This is a genomic window from Methylomicrobium lacus (genome assembly GCF_041897535.1).
In the GTDB taxonomy this organism is placed as follows: Bacteria; Pseudomonadota; Gammaproteobacteria; order Methylococcales; family Methylomonadaceae; genus Methylomicrobium; species Methylomicrobium lacus_A.
In genome coordinates this window covers 2,561,338-2,581,501 of the sequence record NZ_CP169217.1, presented here as the reverse complement: position 1 = coordinate 2,581,501, position 20,164 = coordinate 2,561,338, and the positions used below count along the sequence as shown (strand labels likewise).

Below are 20,164 nucleotides of genomic sequence, written 5' to 3'. Positions count from 1 at the left end.
ATCTTGAGGCTGCAATAAAGAAGTGCAGTAACTTTTACAGTAGCTTTTAAAAATACAAGCTGTAATGCTTGATTTTTCTAGTTATTCGATTCCGACCCTCGTACCAGATTATGGTTCAGAGCCGTGCAAAGAACTCCAAAAACCCGCTAGGTTTAACGTCTTAGCGGGTTTTTTTATGCCGGAATCCAACCAGAGGGAGGATTTTACCCTCCCTCCTGCACTCAAGCCATCGACTCAAGCCTTCTTTTGATTGCCGGCACTAAGACTGCAATTCGCAGCTCATTCCTCCGGCGCCGAGTGGGTTTTCACCTCGCCGCGCTGCACGCGCACATAATCCTCGAGCTGTCTTGCGGCGGCGTTGAACGCGTCGCGGATGGCGACATACACGTCTTCGTGGGCCTGATTATCATGACGCTCACGGCTGATCACGATTTCTTTGCCCGGCGTGGTGATGTCGATGCGAATATGATACAGATTGCCTTGATGATGATGGTGATGCCCAGCCTCCACCGCGACCCTGCAACTCATCATGTGCGAGTGAAACCTTTCGAGCTTGGCGACTTTTTCTCGAATTCTCGCCTCAACCGCTTCTGACGGCTCAATACCTCGAAAAATGATCTGTAACGGAATTTGCATGATGATTTACCTCTCCTGATTATTGCGAAATAAAGCCTCGGCCCTTGCTTCACCCAAATGCGCCGCGACAAGAACCCGTCTGCCTGCGCGCGAACCGATAAGCTTTATTGTATTGTAAATCTTTGCCGATGCCTTTTACCATTGTTTATTATGTCGCACCCCGGCACAATCAGTACAAATACCTACAACCGCCCGCTAATTTGCCGCCCGGGCTGGCTCGGGCACCCTCTTGACCAGATTCCCGTAGTTGATCGAGATCTTGAGCCCCGCAAAGCGGCCAGACATCCGGGTCAGCTCCTGTGTTTTATCGTCGAAGCTGAGGTTGATTTCCGTCAGTTCGCGGTCTTCATAGCCTTCTTCGATACCGTGCGTAGCCAGCTTGAAATGATACACATAAACCTCCTGATCCTTGTCCTTGTCGATGCGCAAGGGCTCGCCCAGCTTCTCGACGATCTTATCCTTGCGCGGCAGTTCCGCCGTAATCTTGCCGATGCGCGAGGTATCGGCCTTCAACTGCATTTTTTCTTCATTGATATCCGCGCCGCCTATCGAACGCAAGGAAACCTCGAGGAATTTCGGCGGGGCGATTTCGAGAAAGAGGGATGAAAATGACCAGTCGGTGATCCGGTCTTGCTTGTTGAAGTTCAAATCGGAATAGAACTCGATCTTCGGCTCGACCAGCTTGCCTTTTTTATCGACCTTGCGAAACCAGTAGCGCCAGCGCTTGCCGCTCGGCGTCGCCTTTTCCTCGCTGGCATGCAGCTTGGCCAGCGAGACAAAATCATCGCTGTACATGATCGGTTCTTTGAAATGCAAGGTGAAATCGTCGGCGGCCACGACCTTGAAATAGCGATCGAATTCGCTCATTTGCACATAGGTCTGATAGGCGCGCCACCAGTAAATACAGCCGGTCAACGAGAGAGTCAGCAACAGGGCCAACGCGATGCGAAAAATTTGCCGGGAGTGAGATAGATTCATGACAAGAATGACTCTAATGCATTTAAAAATGGGCGACACTGAGCGCAAGAACGAATCCCGACGCTATTTGAAGCATGCCTTTGCAAATTTTAGGAAATCCGCCTCAATCAATCTAAGGCAATGCGGAGAAAACGACGGCAGGCAATCTGAACTGCCATGCCAGGAATGAATGGTGGGGGGTCAGGGACTCGAACCCTGGACCTATGGATTAAGAGTCCACTGCTCTACCAACTGAGCTAACCCCCCATACAGATAATATGATCTGGAGAAATAGAAGCGAAATTATAACGGATTTTTTGCGAAATTCCAAGCCCGAAACATTAATCGTTCGTCCGCGCCTTATTTGACGACCTTCAACTGCGGCCGGCCTGCCGGCGGCTTGGTATCCGGCGTTTCAGGCGGCGTGTCGTCCGTGCTTTCTTCCTCCGGATCGAAGACCATGCCCTTGCCGTTTTCTCTCGCGTAAAGCGCGAGAACCGCGCGGACCGGCACAAAAATATGCCGGGCGACGCCGCCGAAACGGGCATTGAATTCGATCTCCTGATTGCCGAGCGACAACGCCTCAACCGCCGCCGGCCGCAGGTTCAAAACGATCTTGCCGTCCTCGACAAATTCGCGCGGCACGAGCGCGCCGGGATGTTCGGCATTGACCAGAAGATACGGCGTCATGTCGTTATCGGTGATCCACTCGTAAACCGAACGGATCAAATAAGGCTTCAGCGAGGTCATTTCGGCAGTTGCGCCATGTCTTTTTCGGCGTCGCTCAGGCTGCGCTTGAAGGCAGGCCGTCTGAAGATGCGCTCGGCGTATTGGGTAATCGCTTCGTTCGGCGTCGAGACATCGATGCCCAGCATCGGCAATCGCCACAATAACGGCGCCAGCGCGCAGTCGATCAGCGAAAATTCGTCGCTCATGAAAAACGGCCGGGCCGCGAAAATCGGCGCGGACGACAGCAGGCTCTCCTTCAGCATTTTCTTCGCGCGGGCGGACTTTTTCTCGCCGGAGAACAAAATTTCATCGAGTAATTGATACCAGTCCTGATCGATCCGCTTGATCAGCATCCGCGCATTCGCGCGCGAAACCGGGTCCATCTGATGCAAAGGCGGATGCGGAAAACGCTCGTCCAGATATTCCATGATGATCCGGGAGTCATAAAGCACCAGATCGCGCTCGACCAGGGTCGGCGAGATGCCGGTCGGATTCAGTTCGAGCAAATCCTCGGGCGGATTGCTCGGATCATAATATTCGATGTCTGCGACGATCGCTTTCTCGTGCAATACAAAGCGAACGGAATGGCTCATTGCGCATGTGGGAGAAGAGAATAGAGTCATCACAGATTTATTGTTAAATAAATTGGTCACTAATTAACAACCTCTTTAGAACGTGCAAAACGCTGAAACGAGGCATTATAACATTCAGACAAACAGATTTGGGCGATCCGCAAACCGAATCGCCCACGTTATGTAAACGGCTCTACACAGAGCCGATCGCTTAATGCACGTCCTTCCAGTATTCCTTTTTGAGCTGGTAAGCGATGCCCAGGAACAGGAACAGGAAAAGCAATACATACTTGCCGAGACTGATTCTTTCGAGTTGCATCGGCTCCCCGACATAGACCAGGAAATTTACAAGATCGGTCACCAGATCGTCAAACTCTTTTTCGGACAGAGTGCCGGGCTTGACCAGCGTCAGACCTTCGACGACCTGCTTGCCATCGACCATCTTCACGACCGCTTCCTGTTGTCCTTGCAACTGCCAAAGCACATTCGGCATGCCGACATCGGGAAAGACCGTATTATTCACTCCCAACGGGGCGCCATGATCGACATAGAAGCCTTTCAAATAGCTGTACAGCCAATCCTTGCCGCGTGAACGGGCAATCACCGACAGGTCGGGGGGCTGGAGTCCGAACCATTTCTCCGAGTCATGGCGGTTCATTGCGGTGAACATCTGATCGTAAATACCGGCATTTTGCGGCGCTATCTGGACCAGAAGCTTCTTCTCATCCATTTGCAAATCCTGCGCCAGTCGTTTGTAGCGCATGTATTTGATCGAATGGCAACCGAGGCAGTAGGTGACAAAGTTTTTAGCGCCCCGCTGCAAAGATTCCTTATTGGACAAATCGATGTCGGCCGATTGCAGTTCGACCCCCTCCGACGCGTATCCGTTCACCGACAGCGCACAAAACAGCAGTAATGTTGTTATTATTCTTTTCATATCAATCGAGGCTCGTTTTGAGGGTTTTGGCAAAACGCTTGGCGGCCTTGCGGATGCCTTCGGGGTTCGGTCTTCTTCTGAGAAAGGTGCATTTGCTCAGCAGCGATGGCACCTGCTCAGGCGTGGCCGGCAACACGACGGTGACCTCATCGTAAATTTTCTTCGCGTCGCGCAGACGATCTTCCAGGGTAGGCTGCTCGGTAACCCGCGTCGGCACCGGCTTCAGTTTCTCCCAACGCGTATAAATCGGCATCAACAGGAAGAAGCCGAAATAGATCGCGGTGCAGACCCTGGCCATGATGGTAGAGACCGGGGTTGGAGGCTGCGTGCCCAGATAGCCGAGGACCAGGAAGCTGACCACGAACAGGAACAACGCCTTCTTATAGATACCGCCGCGGTAACGCACCGATTTGACCAGGCCGCGGTCGAGCCAAGGCAGGAAAAACAGCACGACGATCGCGCCGCCCATGCCGATAACACCGGCGAATTTATCCGGAATCGCGCGCAGGACCGAATAGAACGGCGTGAAGTACCAGACCGGCGCGATATGCTCCGGCGTCTTCATCGGGTCGGCCGGAATGAAGTTCGCGTGCTCCAGGAAGAAACCGCGCATTTCCGGCATGTAAAAGATCACGACCGAGAAAAATATCAGGAATACTGCGACGCCGACGATGTCCTTGACCGTGTAGTAAGGGTGGAACGGAATGCCGTCGAGCGGGATGCCATTCGCGTCCTTCTGTTTCTTGATCTCGACGCCGTCGGGATTGTTCGAGCCGACTTCGTGCAGCGCGACGATGTGCAGGAACACCAGCATCACCAGCACCAAAGGCACCGCGATCACATGGAAGGCGAAGAAGCGGTTCAAGGTCGCGTCGGAGATCACATAGTCGCCGCGAATCCACAGCGACAAATCGTCGCCGATCACCGGAATCGCGCTGAACAACGAGATGATCACCTGCGCGCCCCAGTAGGACATCTGCCCCCAAGGCAACAGGTAGCCCATGAACGCTTCTGCCATCAAGGCGACGAAGATGCACATGCCGAAGATCCAGATCAGCTCGCGCGGATGCTTGAACGAGCCGTACATCAGGCCGCGGAACATGTGCAGATAGACTACGATGAAAAACGCGGAAGCGCCGGTCGAGTGCATGTAGCGGATCAGCCAGCCCCAGTTGACCTCGCGCATGATGTATTCGACCGAATCGAATGCGAGCTTCGCGTCCGGCTTGTAGTTCATCGTCAACAAAATGCCGGTCAGGATCTGGTTGACCAGCACCAGAAGCGCCAGCGACCCGAAAAAATACCAGAAGTTGAAATTTTTCGGCGCATAGTAATGCGCCATGTGTTCATTCCATAACTTGGAAAGCGGAAAGCGATCGAGAACCCAATCGCCACACTGTGTCAGACGTGAAGGTTTCATGCGCTTGCCCCTTGGCTGGTTTCGCCGATGATCAGTTGGTTTTCGGTCACGTAACGGTAGGGAGGAATCTCGAGATTGGTCGGCGCGGGTACGCCGCGATAGACGCGGCCGGCCAAATCAAACCAGGAACCGTGGCACGGACAGAAGAAACCGCCTTTCCATTTGTCGCCGAGATCGGCAGGAGCGAGTTCGGGCCTGAAGGTGGGCGAGCAGCCCAGATGAGTGCAGATGCCGATCGCGACAAAAATTTCGGGCTTGATCGAGCGGTAGAGATTTTTGCTGTAATCGGGTTGAATCGACTCCTCGGACATCGGGTCGCGCAGCTCGTTATCGAGCGTTTTGAGCGTCGCCAGCACCTCCGGCGTCCGCATCAAAATCCACACCGGCTTGCCGCGCCAAGCGACGCGGATCAATTGACCCGGCTCTATTTTACTGATGTCAACCTCGACCGGCGCGCCGGCAGCCATCGCCTTCACGCTGGGCTGCATCTGCGCGAGAAAAGGTACAGCTAAATAACCCGCACCGACCGCCCCCACTACGGTCAATGCCGAGGTTAAAAACTGGCGTTTTGACTTATCGACGCCTTGGTTATTCATTATCTAACTCTCCTGTTCAGGTCTGTGTCGTAATTAACGCGTTATCGGCGCAATATACCACTAGAACCTAGTCGATTTGAAGTGCTTAATAGATTTGTTTACCGGGAGATGACAAAAAAGGCGGCGACGAGTCAAATCGAAAAGCGGGGCGGCCTGCGACGCCGGTTTGCCGCCGGCCACCCAGCACCTTCAGGGGTTGGAGCTAAGGCTTTGCTTCAATGCGGAAAGAAACGCGGCGTTTTCATCGGGCTTGCCGATCGTGACGCGCAGGCAATCGGCCAAAATGCCGCCCTGAGGGCTCAAATTCTTGATCAGCACGCCCTGCTGTTTGAGGGAGGCAAATAGCGCGTTCGCACGGCCCGGCGGCGTTCTGAACAGGATGAAGTTGGCCGCGCTCGGATAGGCGGTAATGCCGGCCAGCGCATTCAATTCGGCGAAGACGCGCGCGCGTTCGGCCCGGATCAACCGGGTCTGCTGGTCGAACAGCGCCTTGTGGTTCAAGGCGAATTCGGCACTGGCCTGGGTCAGCACATTGATATTGTAGGGCAGGCGGATTTTGTCCAGTTGCCCGATCAGTTCGGGGCTGCCGCACAGATAGCCGAGGCGGAGCCCTGCCAGCCCCAGCTTGGACACGGTCCGCATCACCAGGAGATTCGGATGGCGGCCGAGCCTGCCCAGATAACTCGCGTCCGCGAACGGCTCATAGGCTTCGTCGATCACGACCAGACCGGGAGCTTGAGCGATGATCTTGTCGATCGCGTCCTGGTCGAACAGGTTGCCGGTCGGATTGTTCGGGTAAGCCAGAAAGATCAGCTTCGGCCGGTGCTGCTCGATCGCCGCCTGCATCGCCGGCATGTCGAGCGCAAAATCCTCCGCCCGTAAAGGCACGCCGATGTAATTCAAGCCCAGGCAGTGGCTGAGCTGCCTGTACATCACGAAGCCCGGCTCCGGCGACAACACCGAGGAGCCTTGCGGCAGCGCCATCAGCAGCAACTGGATGATTTCATCGGAGCCGTTGCCGAGCAGCAGCGCGGCGTCCTGATCCTGAGCGTTCATCTCTCTGATCACCGAGGCGAGGCGGCGCGCGCCGGGATCGGGATAGCGGTTCAGCGGGCAGGCGCGCAGGCTTTCGAGCCAGCGCGTCTTGATGTCTTCGGGCCATTCGTACGGATTTTCCATCGCATCCAGCTTGATCAAGCCCTCGGCATCGGCAACATGGTAGGCGGACATCGCCAGCACTTCCTGGCGGAAGACGCGGGCGATCAGGTCATTATTATTTGTCATTGGGGTCGGTATTACTACGAATGAGATTGCCCCGACATTGTCCCAGATTCCTCGTCCGATGTCTTCAATAACTCAGCCTGAAGCCGATCTCCGCGCCTATTCCGGCTTCCGGCGCAAAGTTCCTGAGATACGAGGTCGAATTGCGGATGTTTTGATCGAGCAGGTTGTTGCCCTTCGCAAACAGCATCAGTTCGGCATCCTTGTAGGCTCGCAGTTGATAGTTGACGCCGACGTTCAGCAAAAAATAACCGGCGGTGGAGGTTTCGAAATCGCCGGCATGCGGCTGATCGTCTGCGCGGGTGAAACGCAGGTAGCTCGACAGTTTGTTCTGCAGATAATCGAATTGTAGGCCGTAACGCAACGGCGGCATGCGCGGCACGTCGCCGCCGTTCGCGAATTCGCCGCGCGTATAGTCGCTGAACAAGGTCAAATCCAATAGGCCATGCCGGTTCTCCATCACCGGGAAAATCAGCTTCGCTTCATAGCCTTTGAAGATCGCGTCCTGCTGGCTACTGACCAGGACCGGCTTGCAGTCGATGGTGCAGGGATTGCCGTCTTCATCGACGAATTCGCCGCTGCGTTGCTGATAGATGTAGTTGCCGGCCCAGTTGTGAAATAGATCGAACTCGGCGCGCAGCCATTCCGACTTGAAGCGGTAGCCGAGGTCGAGGTTGTAGGAGGTTTCTTCCTGCAAGGCCAGGTTGCCACGCTCGAAGCTGCGGGTCGCATCATGAAAGCCGTTGACTAGAAGCTCCTGTACTTGCGGCGCCCGCGCCGAACGGGTCAGCGCGAGGTTCAGGCTGTTTTTGCCGTCGATTTTCCAGTTGGCGGAGGCCGACGCGCTGACCGGGGTGTAGGCGAATCCCCGCATGCCGTCCGGCCGAATGTCGGTTTGGTCGATGCGGGTGCCGAACTGATAGGTCACCGGGCCCACGTCGAACGCCTCGACCGCGAACACGCTGTAGCTGTTGGTCAACGAATGCGGCACGATCGGCGCGCTGGTCAGTTTTTCGATCGCGTTGAAATCGCTGGCCTGGGCCTGAAAGCCGACCGTGCCGCGCAACGGGCCGAGATCCTGATGGTCCATTTCGAGCCGGCTTTCGTAGGATTGATTGGTGAAAAACGCGCCGGGCTCGCCGTTCGCGATTTCGGTGTGTTGATAGTCGGTATAGCCCAGGCGGGCGCGCAGGCTTTTCGCGAAGCGGAACGGATCGACCAGTTCGCTCTTGAAGTCATACTTCTCCTGCCGCAAGGCGATGCGCACGTTTTCCTCGCCGGTGCCGTCCGGGGCGATGCCGTAATTGTTTTCGAGATGATTGATCGAAGCGCCCGCGAAACCCGGCTCGCCTATCCAGGACAGGCCGGCCGAACCGCTGATCGCCTCCGCGCCGGTATTGTTCAAATGCCCGTCCGGATTATCGACGATCTCTAAAGAGGGATCGGTGATCGAGGCCTTGGCCGTATCGATCGCGCTGCCGCCTATGGAGAGATCGTCGCGGTGACGGTAGAAACCGTCCAGATGGTAGGCTAGATGGTCCTGGCCGCCGTCGATCTTCAGCGCGGTGCTGGTTTCGTCGCTGGTCGAATCGAAGCGCTGTTCGAGCGCGCCGCCGATCGGCTTGTCCGGCATTCGCCCCGGAATCCGGTTGTCGATCACGTTGACCACGCCGCCGATCACGCCGCTGCCGTACATCAGGGTGGCGGGCCCCCGCAGCACTTCGATGCTTTCGGCCAGCAGCGGCTCGACGCTGGCCGCGTGGTCCGGACTGAATGCCGACGCATCGTTGCTGCCGATGCCGTTGCTCAACACCCGTACCCTGGGGCCCGCCTGCCCCCGGATCACCGGGGTGCCGACGCCGGGTCCGAACGACTGGCTGCTTATGCCCAATTCATCTTTCAGCGTCTCGCCGATGCTGTGGCCGATTTTCATCCGCAATTCCTCATCGCTCAACACCTTGGCCGGCTGGACAGGGCTCGCCTGCGTCTCTCCCGAAGGCGCGGTGACGACGACTTCCTCCAGCATGCCTTCCGGCTCTTCCGCGTGCAGCGTGGCGATCGGCAGGGCCGCGCCCAACAAACAGGCGATAACAGACGGATAAACAGCAATTTGATTGATCTGCATGGCGGAATTTTAATGAAATGCAATGTTATATTATAACACAGACAAAAGGCCGGCGAGCCCGAGAAACCGACTCTTTTGCCTGCTTGCCTGATCAGGAGTAAGCGCGACAGGGCGGTTTTGATTAGAATAGACGGCTTCATGGAATGAATGTGACAGGCCGATTCCTGGCGGGTTCCGCAGCGCAAGCCAGGAAAATCCGTGACTTTCATTGCGACCAACAACACCGACGACAACCGATGAAGAACGCGACGCGCACCAAATCCTTAAGCTTTAGATTGCTGACCTCCGAAGGCCTGGTGTTGGCGGCCTTTTTCGCGCTGGTCGCCCTGGTGCTCGAGCAGGGCTTTCGCGAAAGCGCCGAGGAGGCCTTGAAGGAACGCTTGCGGATTCAGGTGTATTCGCTGTTGTCTTCCGCGGAACTGAAGGATAACGGCGAATTATCGGTTTCGCCGAACCTGAACGACCCGCGTTTCACCAATCCGGGCTCGGGCCTCTACGGCTTCATTCAGCAAATCAATAAAAAACTGGTCTGGAGCTCGCCTTCCGCGATCGGCCTCGACCCGCCGCCCTTCCCCGAGATAGCGCCGGGCGAATCGGCGTTCACCCTGGAAAAACGCAACCGCTATGCGTTTCATTACCGGGTCATTTGGCAGAATGTAGCCGGCATCGAGCGCGAATATATGTTTACCGTGGTCGAAGACGGCGATTTTGTCGCCCAGCAGGTGAAGCGCTTTACCGTGACCTTGCGAGCCTGGCTGCTGGTGATCGGCGTGGTGCTGCTCTTGATCCAGTTTTCGCTGCTGCGCTGGAGCTTGAAGCCGCTGCGCCGGATCGTCAGGGATCTGGAGGCGATCGAAAAGGGCAAGCGTCTGCGCCTGGACCATTACTATGCGACCGAACTGCAGGGACTCGCGAGCAATCTGAACGCCTTCATCAACAGCGAGCGCGCGCATCTGGAGCGCTACCGCAATACGCTGGCCGATCTGGCGCACAGCCTGAAGACGCCGCTGGCGATCCTGCACGGCTGCGCGCAGTCCTTTCAAGGCAATCAGGACGCCGTGATCGAACAACTGACCCACATGGACAAGATCATCGAGTACCAGCTGCAACGCGCGGCCGCGAAGGGCGAGACCAAGACCGTCGGCACCTCCGACGTGACCGAGATCATCCGCAAAACGGTCGCCTCGCTGGCCAAGGTGCATAGAGACAAGGGGATCGTTTTCGACCTGAACATGCCGGAGTCGAGCCCGGTGTATTACGAGGAAGGCGACCTCTACGAAATCATCGGCAATCTGCTCGACAATGCCAGCAAATGGTGCCGCACAACGGTCAGGGTCAATGTTGCGCTGAACCCGCGTAAAAACCGCCGCAATTATGCCGTGCACCTGTTGATCGAGGACGACGGCCCCGGCATTCCGCAGCAAAAGCTCAGCGAAATATTGAAACGCGGCGTCCGCGCCGACGAGAACATTCACGGGCACGGCATCGGCATGGCGGTCGTGAACGACCTGCTCGAGCTATTGGGCGGCAAGCTGGAAGGCTTACCGAGCAAGGCGCTGGGCGGAATGAGCTGGAGCGTGTATTTGCCGTAGGTTTCGCCGGCATGTCCGGCTATTCGCTCACGACCTCTTCCAGAAAGCGCGATTGACTCTAGCGCCCATAGTAAGTTACATTTTACAGCAAAGCATTCCCCGGACAGGATCTTCGGCAACCCTCAAGGCGCCGAAGCGGCACAGGCCTGGCCGACCAGAATTTCGGCCGCCTGGCGCGCCGCCGTGATTGCCCCCGAATCGCGCTGCATCTGTTCGGCGATGATCGCGCCGGAAAGCAGCAGGCTCAATTGCCGGCCCAGCAAGTCGGGTTGCCGCGCCTCGGCCGCCGTCGCCAGTTCGACGAGGCTCTGGCGGAATTGCGCATAAAAATCGGCGGAGGCTTGTTTGAAGGCTTCTTCTTCGGCGGACGCTTCGGTCGCGGCATTGATGAACGGACAGCCGCGAAAGCTGTCTCGCATCAACAACTCCCCAAAAACATCGAAGACGGCGAGCAAGCGGTCTTTCGGCAGGGATGCGCGCTCCGCGATGCCGGTCATGATCCGCTCGCGCATCATCTCGGCGCTTTTTTGCAAATGCGCCAGCACCAAGTCGTGTTTGGAAGGGAAATAGTGATACAGGCTCATCTTGGTGGTGCCCGCCGCCTTCACGATCGCATCGATGCCGGTCGCCCGGATGCCCTGGCGGTAAAACAGATCGGACGCCGCCTCTAGGATGCGTTCTTTGAGAGTGCTAGTCATGGCTCAAGCATTACAAAATAATTTGCAACTATACCGACCGGTCTGTATTATTGCAAACGACTGACCGGTCAGTCTACTTCAATGCAGTCATCAACCCGGAGATCGAAACATGATTACCTTATACGGCTTTGCACTCAGCAACTATTACAACAAGACCAAACTGGCCCTGCTCGAAAAAGGCGTTCCTTTCACCGAAGAGATGCTGGCGCCGTCCCAGGATGCGGCGGTGTTGAAGCGCTCGCCGCTGGGCAAGATTCCTTTCATCAAGACCGAACAGGGCGGTTACCTGTCCGAATCGCAGGCGATTCTCGAATATCTGGAAGACGCCTATCCCGAACATCCCCTGTATCCGGCCGACGCCTTCGAACGCGCCAAATGCCGGGAATTCATCCAGCATCTGGAGTTGAACATCGAACTGATCGCCCGCAGGCTTTATCCGGAAATGTTGTTCGGCGTGCCGGTGTCGGCCGAAACCAAGGACGAGGTCAGAAAAAAAGTCGAAGCCGGCCTGCAAGGCCTGACGCGTCTGTCGAACTTTACCTCCTACGCGATCGGCGCAAACTTCAGCGCGGCCGACATCGTCGCCTGGTTGCATCTGGGCTTGATTGCGCTGGCGACGCAAAAAATTTATGGCGAGGATCTGGTCGCGGCCCATGTGCCGGGCGTGGCGGATTATTTCAAACGGCTCGAAAGCCGGCCGAGCGTGAAGCAGGTCGCGGAAGGCCGGGATGCGGCGGTCCAGGCCTTTTTCGCGCAAAAAAAATAGGACGACTCACCAGAACAGGTCCATCTGGCCGCCCGCCGGCGGCGGCCGGAACAGGCTCAGATTAAAATCGGGCGCACCGGGAAATGCCTGCCGTTTATAAGCCAGCTTAAAGCGTTGGCCGAGCAGGTCGGCGTAGGCTCCGGTGCCTGTCATGCGCGCGCCAAAAGTCGAATCGTAGGCCTTGCCGCCGCGCGCCTCGAATATCCGCAGCAGCACGCGCTCGGCCTTTAACGGTTCATGCCTGCGCAGCCATTCTGCAAACAGCTCGTGGAGTTCCCGCGGCAGGCGCAGCAGCACATACCCCGCATCGACCGCGCCCGCTTCGCGGCTCGCGGCCAATATTTTTTCGAGCTCCTCGTCGTTCAGCATCGGAATCAACGGCGCAACCAGCACCGACACCGGAATGCCGGCCGCCGCCAGCCGCTCGACCACTTGCAACCGCCGCCTCGGCGCCGCCGCGCGCGGTTCCAGCCGGCGCGCCAGTTCGGCTTTCAAGGTGGTGACCGAGACCGCGACCTGCGCCAAGCCCTCTGCGGCCATGGCCTGCAGGATATCGAGATCGCGCTCGATCAGCGCGGACTTGGTCACGATCGAGACCGGATGCCGGGTTTCCTGCAACACGTCAAGAATCCGCCGGGTCAGGCCGAGCCTGCGTTCGACCGGCTGGTAGGCATCGGTATTGATGCCCAGCGCGATCGGCGCGGGGCGGTAGCGGCGGGCGCGAAGTTCCTCGCGCAGCAATTCAGGTGCATCGGGCTTGTAGAACAGCCGGGTTTCGAAGTCGAGCCCCGGCGACAGCCCCAGATAGGCATGGCTCGGGCGCGCGAAGCAATAAGCGCAGCCGTGTTCGCAGCCCCGATACGGGTTGATCGAGCGGTCGAACGGCACGTCCGGCGACTGGTTATAACTGATCACGGTCTTGGCCGTATCGATACTCAAGGTGGTCGGCACGCGCTCCGGCAATTCATCGAGACTGCCCCAGCCGTCGTCGAACGCTTCGCGCGTTTCGGCCTCGAAGCGCCCGCTGCGATTGCTCAAGGCGCCGCGGCCCTTGCGGGCTTGCGGCGGGAGCGAATTTGGGTCGCCGTTATCATTCATCAACTCAACTCAGCGAAATCAACCGATACAACAGATAGCGCCGGGCTTTTTCGGCAAAGCGCCCGTGCCGGACTGATATAATAACGCTTTGCATGGGAGTTTGCCGTGTTATGTCCAATCCTGTTGTCATCGAGGCTGCCTGAATGAGAGTAACCCAAGCCGCGCTTGAAAAAGTGATCCGCGATGCGGGCGCCATCGGCATGAAGTTTTTTAACGACCGCAAGAACATGGCGGTGAACAAGAAGGCCGCGCGCGATTTCGTGACCGAAGCCGATGTCGCGATCGAGGCGTTTTTGAAGGAAACCCTGACCCGCGAATACCCCGAATACGGTTTCTGGGGCGAGGAAAGCGGGCAAAGCGCCGATCAAGCGAGCCGCTGGATCGTCGATCCGATCGACGGCACACATTCGTTTAAGAAGGGGCAATATGGCTGGTCGGTCAGCATCGCGCTCGAAGTCGACGGCGACATCGTGCTCGCCGCGGTGTACGCGCCGGTGTTCAACGATCTCTATACCGCCGAAAAAGGCCAGGGCGCGTTCAAGAATGGCGAGCGCATTGCGGTCTCGGACGAAACCGAACTCGGCGACGCGATGATCGCGACCGGCTTCGCTTGCCTCCGCAACTATCTTGCCGACAACAACCTCGAACGCTTCTGCCGTATCGCCCAGCGCACGACCGGCCAGCGCCGCTTCTGCTCCGCCGCGCTCGATCTGTGCTTCGTTGCGGAAGGCCAGGTCGATGCGTTCTGGGAGCAGGAGCTGAACCTGTACGATGTCGCCGCCGGCGCGTTGATCGTGCAGGAAGCCGGCGGCACGCTGACCGACTTCAAGGGCAATCCGGGACTGTTTCCGAAGCAAATCCTGGCGACCAACGGCAAGATTTTCGCGCAGATTTTGCCGCTGATGTAAGTCCAAGACCTGCCAGGTTTTAAGCGTCCGGCAGGTCTCGCTCAAGCGATGGCCTGGCTCGGGTAGGAGATTTCGAGCACGATGCACTCGACATCGGTGTGAAAAGGCCCGTGCAGCTCGCCGGGCGGGCGGCTGGCATAGTCTCCCGTCTCGAGCCAGCGCTCGAAAGCCTTGTCATAAAGCCGCCCCCTGATGATCAAAATTTCTTCGGGGTAGGTATGGCTTTTCGCGCCGAACGCCGCCGTATCGGCGCCCGGCTTGAAGCGGGTCAAACGGGTATAATCACTCGACTCCGGATCGATCGCCAGAGTCAGCTGCTCGACCAAGCCCTGGGTGCCTTCGACCGCCTCCCATCGCGGCGCGCTGCCTGGAGCCAAAACATTCCAATACGTTGCGGTATTCTTCGCCATTTGTTAACGCCGGTTAAAAGTGTTGAAGCATTCCTATATACTATGCCTTTTGCCTGCGGCACGGAAGGCCTTCGAAAGCTGCATTTTCAGAATCATTTTCCTGCCGGGCTATTCAATCCAACCTGATTTTTACATGACCCAACAAGCGATCGATATTCCCTCCACTTCCCTTAACGATATTTTCAGCGCGCCGTTTTTGCTCGGCAACGTCGGCGCCCCCTTCGTGATCGGCATGGCCGTCGGTTATTTTGCGAAGAAGATGCTGAAAACCGCGCTGTTCGTCGGCGGCGGTTTGGTCGTGCTGATGTTGATTGGCGAATATTACGGCATCATTACGATCAATGGCGCGCAACTGGAGCATGTCGCGGATGCGGCGACGCAGGCCGCCAAAAGCTCGGGCAATTTTCTGGTCGATCGGCTGTCTGCCGTCACCACCCGAGGCGTTAGTGTGGTCGCCGGAATTTCGCTCGGATTTAAGCTAGGTTGAAGGCTGAGCAGTTGACAGCGAGATCAACCCTCCATTATGATGTGCCGAGTCTGAGTGATTTACCGTTGCTTATCTCTACGCAGTTCCTTGTCTATTGCTTGTCCTGTTTATCATAAGTGATTCGCGTTATTCCCCCAGCTCTACCCGCTCTTTACAGCAAATTTTCATTTTTATTTATAGGACACATACAATGGCAACTGGTACCGTAAAATGGTTTAACTCAGAAAAAGGCTTTGGCTTCATTCAACAAGAATCAGGCCCGGACGTATTCGTACACTTCCGCAATATCGTCGGCTCAGGCTACAAGTCTCTGGACGAAGGCCAAAAGGTAAAATTCAACATTACCCAAGGCCAAAAAGGTCCACAAGCTGAAGAAGTCACCCCTATCTGATTTCTCTGGGCGGATTGCAGGCCGGCAAGACCTGCAATCCGCCATGCCTCCCTTTCGCAGGCCGCCTCAGGCCGCTTCCGTATCGATCCCGCTGCCGCATTTTCCGCGGCTAAAATGCTTCTCCGCGAGCCCAATGCTAAAATGGCGCCGCGTTAATCCATCAGGGACCTCATGATTTCAACTTTGTGGCAAATGTTCGCGATGATCGCCTGTGGCGTGGCATGGCGTTATTGGCGTCCGGGCGGCTTGTCCGCGGAACAGACGCGGAGCGTGCTGACCACCGTGGTCTATTATCTGCTGCTGCCGGCGTTAGTGCTGGATGTGCTCTGGCAGGCCGATGTCGGCGTCCATTCGCTGCAATATACGCTGTTCGGCGCGGCCTGCCTGTCCTTCGCGATGGCCTGCATCTGGCTCGCCGGGCGCCTTTTGCGCTTCAAGCCGCAACAGATGGGCGCGGTGCTGCTCGCGACCAGCTTTCCGAACGTGACCTATCTGGGTCTTCCGGTGCTCGAACAAACCTTCGGCCATTGGGCCAGGTCGGTCGCGATTCAGATCGATCTGTTCGCGACCGCGCCCGCGGTGCTGACGGTCGGCCTTGCCGCGGCCCGGCATTACGGCCAAGACGGCGATCAGGGCCGGGAGCGCTTCTGGTCGTTTCTGGTCGCGCCGCCTTTCCTCGCGGCCATGCTGGCGGTGGCACTGAATCTTTACCGTGTCCCCGCGCCCGAGTGGCTGGCCTCGGTGCTGCAAAAATTGGCCGCCGGCGTCGTGCCGTTGATGCTGATCTCCCTCGGCATGGCGCTGAACTGGCGGGCGGTCACGCTGCGCAATCTGCCCTATGTGACGCCGGTGATCCTGATCAAGATGGCGCTGATGCCCTGGTTCGCGCTCTGGTTCAGCCAGTACCTGACGCTCGACCAGGCGCATCAGGACGCCCTGGTGCTCGAAATGGCGATGCCGTGCATGGTGCTCGGCATCGTGTTTTGCGACCGCTACCAACTCGACAGTTCGCTCTATGCGATGGCGGTGACCGTGACCACATTGTTGAGCCTCGCCACGCTGCCGTTCTGGTATCGGATCGCGGCCGGCTGATTTTTCATTGCTAGGGACCCAAGACCATGCCGATTATGGAAATCTTTTCGCAAGGCGAGGAAATCGTCACCGGCCAGACCGTCGATACGAATTCCGCCTGGCTGTCCGAACGCGCCGTCGAGCTCGGCTTTACGGTCAGCCGGCATACCGCGGTCGGCGACAAGCTCGGCGATTTGATCGCTTTGCTGAAGGAAATCGCGCAGCGCGCCGACTGCTGCCTCTGCACCGGCGGCCTCGGACCGACCAGCGACGATCTGACCGCCGAAGCGGTCGCCGCCGCCTTTGATCTGCCGCTCGCATTCGACGAGATCGCCTACCGGCAGATCGAATGCTATTTCGGCAACCGCAACCGGCCGATGCCCGCGACCAACCGCAAGCAGGCGCTGCTGCCGCAAGGCGCGATCCGTCTCGACAACGACTGGGGCACCGCGCCCGGTTTCGCGGTGCGGGCCGGGCGCTGCTGGTTTGCGTTCATGCCCGGCGTGCCGTCGGAAATGCGCGGAATGTTCAGCGAGCGGGTCAAGCCGCTGTTGAGCGAACGCTTCGTGTTGAACCCGTCCAGGCTGATCACGATCAAGACGCTCGGCATCGGCGAGTCGGACATCCAGCAGCGTCTCGACGGCATCGAATTGCCGGAGGCGGTGCAACTCGGCTTTCGCGCCGGCATCGACGAAGTGCAGACCAAGCTGCTGTTTCCTTCCGATTATCCCGAAGAGCATATGACAACGCTGACCGAGCTGGTCGCCGCGAGGCTCGACGACTTCGTCTTCGGCATCGACGGCTTGAGCGCAAACACCGGCAATCTTGCCGCGGTCGTCGACCAACTGATGCGCGATGCCGGCAAAACGCTCGGCGTGATCGAGACCGCGAGCCAAGGTTTATTGGCCGCCAAATGCCCCGGCGCGACTTGGCTCAAGAGCGCCGCATTTGAACGCTCCTTATCCGCATTGGGCCTGCGCTTCGGGGTCGACGTTGAAGAAAACGACCTGGCCGCAAGCGGCGTGCGGCTGGCCAAGGCGTTGCAGACACAAAGCTCCGCCGATTTTGCGCTGGTCCAGCTTTACGCAGGGAGTCCTGCGCAATTTGAGGACAAAGACCGCACGATCATCCTCTATAATACGCTGCTGACCCGGGATTCCTTGCAGCAAAACCGCCATGACCTGGGCGGCCCCCTCGGGCGCAAACAGAACCAGGCCGCACTGCTCGGGCTCGACCTGCTGCGCCGCCACTTACAAAACCGAAAAATCTAATGCCGTTATTACGCTTAACCAACATCTCGATCGCCTTTGGCGTGCACTCCCTGCTAAACAACGCCAATTTCCAGCTCGATGCGGGCGAGCGGGTCGGCCTCCTGGGCCGCAACGGCGAGGGCAAATCGACCCTGATGAAAATCATCGCCGGCAACATCCAGCCCGACCACGGCGACATCTGGCGCCAGCCCGGACTCCGGCTGGCCTGGCTCGAACAGGCGCCCGACTTGCCAAGCGATGCGACGATATATGATGCGGTCGCGGGCGGCCTCGGCGAACTCGGCGACTGGCTGACCCGTTATCACCATCTGTCGCAGACCGCGCACGACGACCAGGCCCTGCGCGAACTCGGCGACCTGCAACACAAGCTCGAAGCGCACAACGGCTGGCATTTCGGCAACCGCGTCGATACGACGCTCAGCAAGCTGGACCTGCCGGGCGAACTGAAGATCAGCGACCTGTCCGGCGGCTGGAAGCGCCGCGTCGCGCTGGCCAGGGCACTGGTGATCGAACCGGAAGTGCTGCTGCTCGACGAGCCGACCAACCATCTGGATTTCGAAAGCATCGCCTGGCTCGAAGACCAATTGCTGAATTTTCAGGGCGCGGTGCTGTTCGTGACGCACGACCGCGCCTTCCTGCAAAAGCTCGCGACCCGCATCATCGATCTGGACCGCGGCAATCTGGTGTCCTGGCAGGGCAACTATGACGATTACCTGCGCCGCAAGGCCGCCGCGCTCGAAGACGAGGCGAATCAGAACGCCGAATTCGACAAGAAGCTGGCCGACGAAGAAGTCTGGATACGCCAGGGCATCAAGGCCCGGCGCACCCGCAACGAAGGCCGAGTGCGCGCCTTGGAGCAACTGCGCCGCGAGCGCGCCCAGCGCCGAAGCCGCCAGGGCACGGCCAGCATGGCCCTGGAGCGCGGCGATGCCTCCGGCAAGAAAGTGATCGAGGTGAAGGACATCAGCTTCGCCTATGCGGACCGGCAGATCGTCAGCCATTTCTCGACGCTGATCCAGCGCGGCGACAAGATCGGCCTGATCGGCGCGAACGGCGCCGGCAAATCGACCCTGCTCAAATTGCTGCTGCAACAGCTCGAACCGAACAGCGGCACGGTCGAGCAGGGCACCCGCCTCGAAATCGCTTATTTCGACCAGCTGCGCGACCAGCTCGACCCCGAGGAGACCGTCGCCGACACGATCGCGCACGGCAACGATTTCGTCGATCTGCCCGGCGGCAAGAAGCACGTGATGTCTTATCTAGCCGACTTCCTGTTCGCGCCGGCCCGGGCACGCTCGCCGGTCAAGAGCCTGTCCGGCGGCGAAAAAAACCGCCTGTTGCTCGCCCGTTTGTTCACCAAGCCGGCCAACCTCTTGGTAATGGACGAACCGACCAACGACCTCGACCTCGAAACGCTCGAATTGCTCGAAGAAAAGCTGGTCAACTATGACGGCACCCTGCTCCTGGTCAGCCACGACCGCGCCTTTCTCGACAACGTCGTGACCAGCGTCTTCGTGCTGGACGGCACCGGCAAGGTCGAGGAATACGTCGGCGGCTACAGCGACTGGCTGGACCAACGCCCAGCACCCGAAGCCAAGACGCAGCCGGCCAAAAAAGCCCCGGAAAAACCCAAGACCGAGCCGGCCCAACCGGCCAAAAAGAAAAAGCTCAGCTACAAGGAGCAGCAAGAGCTGAACCAGTTGCCCGAGCGGATCGAGCAACTGGAAAGCCGGCAGGCCGAGCTGAACGCGCTGATGAATTCGCCCGAATTTTACAAAAACGATCAGCCGACGATCGCCAAAACGCTGGACGAGCTGAACCAGACCGTCGCCGCGCTGGAAGAGGCTTACCGGCGCTGGGACGAACTCGAGGAACTGGCCGGCGAGAGCAGCTGATCGAGGATATTGCCAACAAAGGAAAATTCCGGTATCATTTGCGGTTCCCATGCTCATGGGTTCAAATTGTGGAGAGATGGCCGAGCGGTCGAAGGCGCACGCCTGGAAAGTGTGTATACGGCAACGTATCGAGGGTTCGAATCCCTCTCTCTCCGCCAACCGAGCATGCGACGAAATTCAAAAAACCCGCAAGCTTTCCGGCTTAGCGGGTTTTTTATTGCCCACCGAAGCGCAATCAGATACAGTGATATGCCGTCAAGCCTGACGGCATATCGAATTTAGCCGGAGCTTGTGCCGTCATGCCGCTATTTGCTTGGAATGTGA

General features: G+C 58.0%; 20 protein-coding genes and 2 tRNA genes. 9 read left to right on the top strand and 13 right to left on the bottom strand.

All coding sequences use genetic code 11. The features are described from left to right. Nucleotides 1–279: 279 nt before the first annotated feature. The 10 genes from ACEPPP_RS11375 to ACEPPP_RS11330 form a co-directional block, all read right to left on the bottom strand. Nucleotides 280–636, bottom strand: a complete 357-nt coding sequence (locus ACEPPP_RS11375) for an HPF/RaiA family ribosome-associated protein (RefSeq protein WP_374086767.1) — start codon at nt 634–636, stop codon at nt 280–282. A gap of 195 nt (nt 637–831) precedes the next feature. Next, nucleotides 832–1,614 carry a hypothetical protein gene (locus ACEPPP_RS11370; protein ID WP_374086765.1) on the bottom strand — a complete coding sequence of 261 codons (783 nt, stop codon included), beginning with the start codon at nt 1,612–1,614 and terminating at the stop codon, nt 832–834. A 170-nt stretch (nt 1,615–1,784) separates the two neighbouring features. Beyond that, nucleotides 1,785–1,860 (bottom strand) — tRNA-Lys (locus ACEPPP_RS11365). Between the two features lie 93 nt (nt 1,861–1,953). Further along, entirely contained in the window at nt 1,954–2,343 is a 390-nt protein-coding gene (locus tag ACEPPP_RS11360) for a ClpXP protease specificity-enhancing factor (RefSeq protein ID WP_374086764.1), read from the bottom strand. Continuing rightward, the gene (locus ACEPPP_RS11355; RefSeq protein WP_374086762.1) at nt 2,340–2,915 is read right to left on the bottom strand and encodes a glutathione S-transferase N-terminal domain-containing protein; all 576 of its coding nucleotides are present in this window, start codon (nt 2,913–2,915) and stop codon (nt 2,340–2,342) included. Before ACEPPP_RS11355 ends, ACEPPP_RS11360 begins: the two co-directional genes overlap by 4 nt. Before the next feature lie 190 nt (nt 2,916–3,105). Then, the gene (locus tag ACEPPP_RS11350) at nt 3,106–3,831 is read right to left on the bottom strand and encodes a cytochrome c1 (protein ID WP_374086760.1); all 726 of its coding nucleotides are present in this window, start codon (nt 3,829–3,831) and stop codon (nt 3,106–3,108) included. A 1-nt stretch (nt 3,832) separates the two neighbouring features. Continuing rightward, nucleotides 3,833–5,251 (bottom strand): cytochrome bc complex cytochrome b subunit, encoded by a 1,419-nt coding sequence (locus tag ACEPPP_RS11345; RefSeq protein WP_374086758.1) that lies wholly within the window; start codon nt 5,249–5,251, stop codon nt 3,833–3,835. Beyond that, nucleotides 5,248–5,847 carry a ubiquinol-cytochrome c reductase iron-sulfur subunit gene (petA, locus tag ACEPPP_RS11340; protein WP_374086757.1) on the bottom strand — a complete coding sequence of 200 codons (600 nt, stop codon included), beginning with the start codon at nt 5,845–5,847 and terminating at the stop codon, nt 5,248–5,250. Before petA ends, ACEPPP_RS11345 begins: the two co-directional genes overlap by 4 nt. Before the next feature lie 189 nt (nt 5,848–6,036). Beyond that, a complete protein-coding gene (hisC, locus tag ACEPPP_RS11335; protein WP_374086754.1) occupies nt 6,037–7,131 on the bottom strand; it encodes a histidinol-phosphate transaminase in 1,095 nt (364 codons plus the stop codon). A gap of 64 nt (nt 7,132–7,195) precedes the next feature. Continuing rightward, on the bottom strand, nt 7,196–9,253 hold the full coding sequence (locus ACEPPP_RS11330; RefSeq protein ID WP_374086752.1) for a TonB-dependent receptor: 2,058 nt from the start codon (nt 9,251–9,253) through the stop codon (nt 7,196–7,198). Between the two features lie 236 nt (nt 9,254–9,489). Between ACEPPP_RS11330 and ACEPPP_RS11325 the strand changes: the two genes are divergently transcribed. Continuing rightward, nucleotides 9,490–10,845, top strand: a complete 1,356-nt coding sequence (locus tag ACEPPP_RS11325) for an ATP-binding protein (RefSeq protein ID WP_374086751.1) — start codon at nt 9,490–9,492, stop codon at nt 10,843–10,845. Nucleotides 10,846–10,967: 122 nt separating this feature from the next. Here the strand turns inward: ACEPPP_RS11325 and ACEPPP_RS11320 are convergent, their stop codons facing one another. Next, complete coding sequence (locus ACEPPP_RS11320; protein ID WP_374086750.1) at nt 10,968–11,543, bottom strand: TetR/AcrR family transcriptional regulator; 576 nt, start codon at nt 11,541–11,543, stop codon at nt 10,968–10,970. A gap of 109 nt (nt 11,544–11,652) precedes the next feature. On the opposite strand from ACEPPP_RS11320, the gene ACEPPP_RS11315 reads away from it, so the two are divergent. Beyond that, the gene (locus ACEPPP_RS11315) at nt 11,653–12,309 is read left to right on the top strand and encodes a glutathione S-transferase family protein (RefSeq protein ID WP_374086748.1); all 657 of its coding nucleotides are present in this window, start codon (nt 11,653–11,655) and stop codon (nt 12,307–12,309) included. 6 nt (nt 12,310–12,315) lie between these two features. On the opposite strand, the gene ACEPPP_RS11310 is transcribed toward ACEPPP_RS11315, so the two are convergent. Next, the gene (locus ACEPPP_RS11310) at nt 12,316–13,407 is read right to left on the bottom strand and encodes a PA0069 family radical SAM protein (RefSeq protein WP_374086747.1); all 1,092 of its coding nucleotides are present in this window, start codon (nt 13,405–13,407) and stop codon (nt 12,316–12,318) included. Nucleotides 13,408–13,550: 143 nt separating this feature from the next. Here ACEPPP_RS11310 and ACEPPP_RS11305 point away from each other — a divergent pair, with 143 nt between their 5' ends. Beyond that, a complete protein-coding gene (locus ACEPPP_RS11305) occupies nt 13,551–14,315 on the top strand; it encodes an inositol monophosphatase (RefSeq protein WP_374086745.1) in 765 nt (254 codons plus the stop codon). Nucleotides 14,316–14,356: 41 nt separating this feature from the next. On the opposite strand, the gene ACEPPP_RS11300 is transcribed toward ACEPPP_RS11305, so the two are convergent. Further along, nucleotides 14,357–14,725, bottom strand: a complete 369-nt coding sequence (locus ACEPPP_RS11300; RefSeq protein ID WP_374086743.1) for a cupin domain-containing protein — start codon at nt 14,723–14,725, stop codon at nt 14,357–14,359. 133 nt (nt 14,726–14,858) lie between these two features. Between ACEPPP_RS11300 and ACEPPP_RS11295 the strand changes: the two genes are divergently transcribed. The 6 genes from ACEPPP_RS11295 to ACEPPP_RS11270 all read left to right on the top strand — a co-directional run bounded on the left by ACEPPP_RS11295 (nt 14,859) and on the right by ACEPPP_RS11270 (nt 19,998). Beyond that, entirely contained in the window at nt 14,859–15,212 is a 354-nt protein-coding gene (locus ACEPPP_RS11295) for an FUN14 domain-containing protein (protein ID WP_374086741.1), read from the top strand. A 190-nt stretch (nt 15,213–15,402) separates the two neighbouring features. Beyond that, nucleotides 15,403–15,603 (top strand): cold-shock protein, encoded by a 201-nt coding sequence (locus ACEPPP_RS11290; protein WP_024299298.1) that lies wholly within the window; start codon nt 15,403–15,405, stop codon nt 15,601–15,603. 171 nt (nt 15,604–15,774) lie between these two features. Next, complete coding sequence (locus ACEPPP_RS11285; RefSeq protein ID WP_374086739.1) at nt 15,775–16,695, top strand: AEC family transporter; 921 nt, start codon at nt 15,775–15,777, stop codon at nt 16,693–16,695. 26 nt (nt 16,696–16,721) lie between these two features. After that, nucleotides 16,722–17,945 (top strand): competence/damage-inducible protein A, encoded by a 1,224-nt coding sequence (locus ACEPPP_RS11280; RefSeq protein ID WP_374086737.1) that lies wholly within the window; start codon nt 16,722–16,724, stop codon nt 17,943–17,945. Beyond that, a complete protein-coding gene (locus ACEPPP_RS11275; RefSeq protein ID WP_374086735.1) occupies nt 17,945–19,840 on the top strand; it encodes an ATP-binding cassette domain-containing protein in 1,896 nt (631 codons plus the stop codon). The genes ACEPPP_RS11280 and ACEPPP_RS11275 overlap by 1 nt, the downstream gene beginning before the upstream one ends. 70 nt (nt 19,841–19,910) lie before the next feature. After that, nucleotides 19,911–19,998: transfer RNA gene (locus ACEPPP_RS11270), tRNA-Ser, on the top strand. Nucleotides 19,999–20,164: the final 166 nt, after the last annotated feature.

Bases quoted from the DNA above. Each gene is read 5' to 3' on its own strand.
- ACEPPP_RS11375 (WP_374086767.1), bottom strand. From the start codon at position 636: ATGCAAATTCCGTTACAGATCATTTTTCGAGGTATTGAGCCGTCAGAA.
- ACEPPP_RS11370 (WP_374086765.1), bottom strand. From the start codon at position 1,614: ATGAATCTATCTCACTCCCGGCAAATTTTTCGCATCGCGTTGGCCCTG.
- ACEPPP_RS11360 (WP_374086764.1), bottom strand. From the start codon at position 2,343: ATGACCTCGCTGAAGCCTTATTTGATCCGTTCGGTTTACGAGTGGATC.
- ACEPPP_RS11355 (WP_374086762.1), bottom strand. From the start codon at position 2,915: ATGAGCCATTCCGTTCGCTTTGTATTGCACGAGAAAGCGATCGTCGCA.
- ACEPPP_RS11350 (WP_374086760.1), bottom strand. From the start codon at position 3,831: ATGAAAAGAATAATAACAACATTACTGCTGTTTTGTGCGCTGTCGGTG.
- ACEPPP_RS11345 (WP_374086758.1), bottom strand. From the start codon at position 5,251: ATGAAACCTTCACGTCTGACACAGTGTGGCGATTGGGTTCTCGATCGC.
- petA (WP_374086757.1), bottom strand. From the start codon at position 5,847: ATGAATAACCAAGGCGTCGATAAGTCAAAACGCCAGTTTTTAACCTCG.
- hisC (WP_374086754.1), bottom strand. From the start codon at position 7,131: ATGACAAATAATAATGACCTGATCGCCCGCGTCTTCCGCCAGGAAGTG.
- ACEPPP_RS11330 (WP_374086752.1), bottom strand. From the start codon at position 9,253: ATGCAGATCAATCAAATTGCTGTTTATCCGTCTGTTATCGCCTGTTTG.
- ACEPPP_RS11325 (WP_374086751.1), top strand. From the start codon at position 9,490: ATGAAGAACGCGACGCGCACCAAATCCTTAAGCTTTAGATTGCTGACC.
- ACEPPP_RS11320 (WP_374086750.1), bottom strand. From the start codon at position 11,543: ATGACTAGCACTCTCAAAGAACGCATCCTAGAGGCGGCGTCCGATCTG.
- ACEPPP_RS11315 (WP_374086748.1), top strand. From the start codon at position 11,653: ATGATTACCTTATACGGCTTTGCACTCAGCAACTATTACAACAAGACC.
- ACEPPP_RS11310 (WP_374086747.1), bottom strand. From the start codon at position 13,407: ATGAATGATAACGGCGACCCAAATTCGCTCCCGCCGCAAGCCCGCAAG.
- ACEPPP_RS11305 (WP_374086745.1), top strand. From the start codon at position 13,551: ATGAGAGTAACCCAAGCCGCGCTTGAAAAAGTGATCCGCGATGCGGGC.
- ACEPPP_RS11300 (WP_374086743.1), bottom strand. From the start codon at position 14,725: ATGGCGAAGAATACCGCAACGTATTGGAATGTTTTGGCTCCAGGCAGC.
- ACEPPP_RS11295 (WP_374086741.1), top strand. From the start codon at position 14,859: ATGACCCAACAAGCGATCGATATTCCCTCCACTTCCCTTAACGATATT.
- ACEPPP_RS11290 (WP_024299298.1), top strand. From the start codon at position 15,403: ATGGCAACTGGTACCGTAAAATGGTTTAACTCAGAAAAAGGCTTTGGC.
- ACEPPP_RS11285 (WP_374086739.1), top strand. From the start codon at position 15,775: ATGATTTCAACTTTGTGGCAAATGTTCGCGATGATCGCCTGTGGCGTG.
- ACEPPP_RS11280 (WP_374086737.1), top strand. From the start codon at position 16,722: ATGCCGATTATGGAAATCTTTTCGCAAGGCGAGGAAATCGTCACCGGC.
- ACEPPP_RS11275 (WP_374086735.1), top strand. From the start codon at position 17,945: ATGCCGTTATTACGCTTAACCAACATCTCGATCGCCTTTGGCGTGCAC.